The 3,434-nt window shown below is 52.9% G+C and carries 1 tRNA gene and 2 rRNA genes; all 3 read left to right on the forward strand.

The window, feature by feature from the left end:
- The first annotated feature begins 195 nt into the window (after positions 1-195).
- Positions 196-2,987 (forward strand): 23S ribosomal RNA (locus AC0KVN_RS27405).
- Positions 2,988-3,130: 143 nt separating this feature from the next.
- Positions 3,131-3,245, forward strand: a 5S ribosomal RNA gene (rrf, locus tag AC0KVN_RS27410).
- 111 nt (positions 3,246-3,356) lie between these two features.
- Positions 3,357-3,433, forward strand: a tRNA-Met gene (locus AC0KVN_RS27415).
- Position 3,434: the final 1 nt, after the last annotated feature.

The following is a 3,434-nucleotide window of genomic DNA, read 5'->3' on the forward strand; positions in this document are numbered from 1 at the left end:
GCCTCTTTGACATTGTGAATGGGTTTTTTAATCGATGCCGTGGCGACATGGTTCGGTTTTTGGTGTTTCCGCAAGGAAGCATCCGGAAAGCGAGCTTTGTTGTACACACAAGATTATCTGGCTGAGTTTAATAACCACACCGATACAGCTAATGGCAAATGCTACCCAGTATTGTCGTTGGTGGTGTGGACTCTCAAGCGTGAGGTAAGGGCATCTGGTGAATGCCTTGGCATGTACAGGCGATGAAGGACGTGGCACGCTGCGATAAGCGTGGGGGAGCCGTGAGCAGGCTTTGATCCCGCGATTTCCGAATGGGACAACCCACCTTCACCATTTAATTCCGTATCTGGGCAACCAGGCGCGTAGTTAAATGGGAGAGGTATCACTAAGCTGAATAAAATAGGCTTTGGTGAAGCGAACCCGGAGAACTGAAACATCTCAGTACCCGGAGGAAAAGACATCAACCGAGATTCCGTTAGTAGTGGCGAGCGAACGCGGACCAGGCCAGTGCCTGATGTTTAATTAGCAGAACGATCTGGAAAGTTCGGCCATAGCGGGTGACAGCCCCGTATGCGAAAATGAAACATCAGGACTTGAGTAGGGCGGAGCACGTGAAACTCTGTCTGAACATGGGGGGACCACCCTCCAAGCCTAAATACTCGTACATGACCGATAGTGAACCAGTACCGTGAGGGAAAGGTGAAAAGCACCCCGATGAGGGGAGTGAAACAGTACCTGAAACCGGATGCCTACAAGCAGTGGGAGGGTCCTTGAGACCTGACCGCGTACCTCTTGCATAATGGGTCTGTGACTTAGTGTATCAAGCAAGCTTAAGCCGTTAGGTGTAGGCGCAGCGAAAGCGAGTCTGAATAGGGCGCCATAGTTTGATGCATTAGACCCGAAACCCGGCGATCTATGCATGACCAGGTTGAAGGTGCGGTAACACGCACTGGAGGACCGAACCGTTCAATGTTGAAAAATTGTCGGATGAGTTGTGCTTAGGGGTGAAAGGCCAATCAAGCCGGGAAATAGCTGGTTCTCCGCGAAATCTATTGAGGTAGAGCGTCGAATATTTGCCGTTGGGGGTAGAGCACTGGATGGATGCGGGGGTCGCGAGATCTACCAATTCTAACCAAACTCCGAATACCAACGAGTCTAGTTCGGCAGACAGACGGCGGGTGCTAAGGTCCGTCGTCAAAAGGGAAACAGCCCTAACCTACAGCTAAGGTCCCCAAGTCATCACTAAGTGGGAAAGCATGTGGGATTTCCAAAACAACCAGGAGGTTGGCTTAGAAGCAGCCATCCTTTAAAGAAAGCGTAACAGCTCACTGGTCTAAATAAGAGATCCTGCGGCGAAGATGTAACGGGGCTAAAGTGATGCACCGAAGCTTAGGGTTCAGTCTTTGACTGAGCGGTAGCGGAGCGTTCCGTAGGCCGTTGAAGCGGAAGGGTAACCGACCGTGGAGGTATCGGAAGTGCGAATGCAGACATGAGTAGCGATTAAGAGGGTGAGATGCCCTCTCGCCGAAATTCCAAGGGTTCCTGCTTAAAGCTAATCTGAGCAGGGTAAGCCGGCCCCTAAGACGAGCCCGAAGGGGGTAGTCGATGGGAACCACGTTAATATTCGTGGGCCTGGTGGTGTGTGACGGATGCCGTAAATTGTTCGGGCTTATTGGATTGCTCCGGGCAGTGAAGGGGTCCCAGGAAATAGCCCCACCGTATAGACCGTACCCTAAACCGACACAGGTGGAATGGTAGAGTATACCAAGGCGTTTGAGAGAAGTATCCTGAAGGAACTCGGCAAATTGCCTCCGTACCTTCGGAAGAAGGAGGCCCCATCTTAAGGCAACTTTTGATGGGGGGCACAGGCCAGGGGGTAGCGACTGTTTAGCAAAAACACAGGGCTCTGCTAAGTCGGCTTCAAGACGACGTATAGGGCCTGACGCCTGCCCGGTGCCTGAAGGTTAAGAGGAGGAGTGCAAGCTCTGAATTGAAGCCCAGGTAAACGGCGGCCGTAACTATAACGGTCCTAAGGTAGCGAAATTCCTTGTCGGGTAAGTTCCGACCTGCACGAATGGCGTAACGACTTCCCCACTGTCTCCAGGATATGCTCAGCGAAATTGAATTCTCCGTGAAGATGCGGAGTACCCGCGGTTAGACGGAAAGACCCCGTGCACCTTTACTGCAGCTTCAGAGTGGCATTAGGAAAGAACTGTGTAGCATAGGTGGGAGGCTTTGAAGCATTGACGCCAGTTGATGTGGAGCCATAGGTGAAATACCACCCTGTTGTTTTCTGATGTCTAACCTCGCACCGTTATCCGGTGCAGGGACCCTCTGTGGCGGGTAGTTTGACTGGGGCGGTCGCCTCCTAAAGAGTAACGGAGGCGCGCGATGGTGGGCTCAGGACGGTTGGAAACCGTCTGTTAGAGTGCAATGGCATAAGCCCGCCTGACTGCGAGACTGACAAGTCGAGCAGAGACGAAAGTCGGTCATAGTGATCCGGTGGTCCCTCGTGGAAGGGCCATCGCTCAACGGATAAAAGGTACGCCGGGGATAACAGGCTGATGATTCCCAAGAGCTCATATCGACGGAATCGTTTGGCACCTCGATGTCGGCTCATCACATCCTGGGGCTGGAGCAGGTCCCAAGGGTTTGGCTGTTCGCCAATTAAAGTGGTACGTGAGCTGGGTTCAGAACGTCGCGAGACAGTTTGGTCCCTATCTGCCGTGGGCGTCGAAATTTGAGAGGAGTTGACCCTAGTACGAGAGGACCGGGTTGAACATACCTCTGGTGTACCTGTCGTCACGCCAGTGGCGCAGCAGGGTAGCTATGTATGGACGGGATAACCGCTGAAAGCATCTAAGCGGGAAGCCTCCCTCAAGATAAGATTTCATCGAGCCGTCGTAGACCACGACGTTGATAGGCTGGATGTGGAAGTGCGGTAACGCATGGAGCTAACCAGTCCTAATTGCTCTGTTCGCGCTTAAGAGTCCCACCATCAACGACAATGCTGGAAACAGCAAAGACGCTGATGGCGTGGTTTTAAGCCAGCCCAGATATACGAACATCAAACACTCAAAAACGTGCACGGTATCGATTAAAAACCCGCAGTTATGCGCCTGCTTCATTGCTTGGTGACCATAGCGTCTGTGACCCACCCGATCCCATCCCGAACTCGGCCGTGAAACCAGTCTGCGCCGATGGTACTATTGCTCAAGCACTGGAAGAGTAGGGCGTCGCCAGGCATTGAAGCACGCGCATAGCAACGGATCAAAAACCCATCACAATGTTACAAAACAGGGCGGCCCGCAAAGCCGCCCTTTTTGCATGTCAGGGCCACACAAAACGCCCAGTGTCGCGGGATGGAGCAGCCCGGTAGCTCGTCAGGCTCATAACCTGAAGGTCGTAGGTTCAAATCCTACTCCCGCAACCAA

This window comes from Sphingobium sp. SG1, from assembly GCF_057063145.1.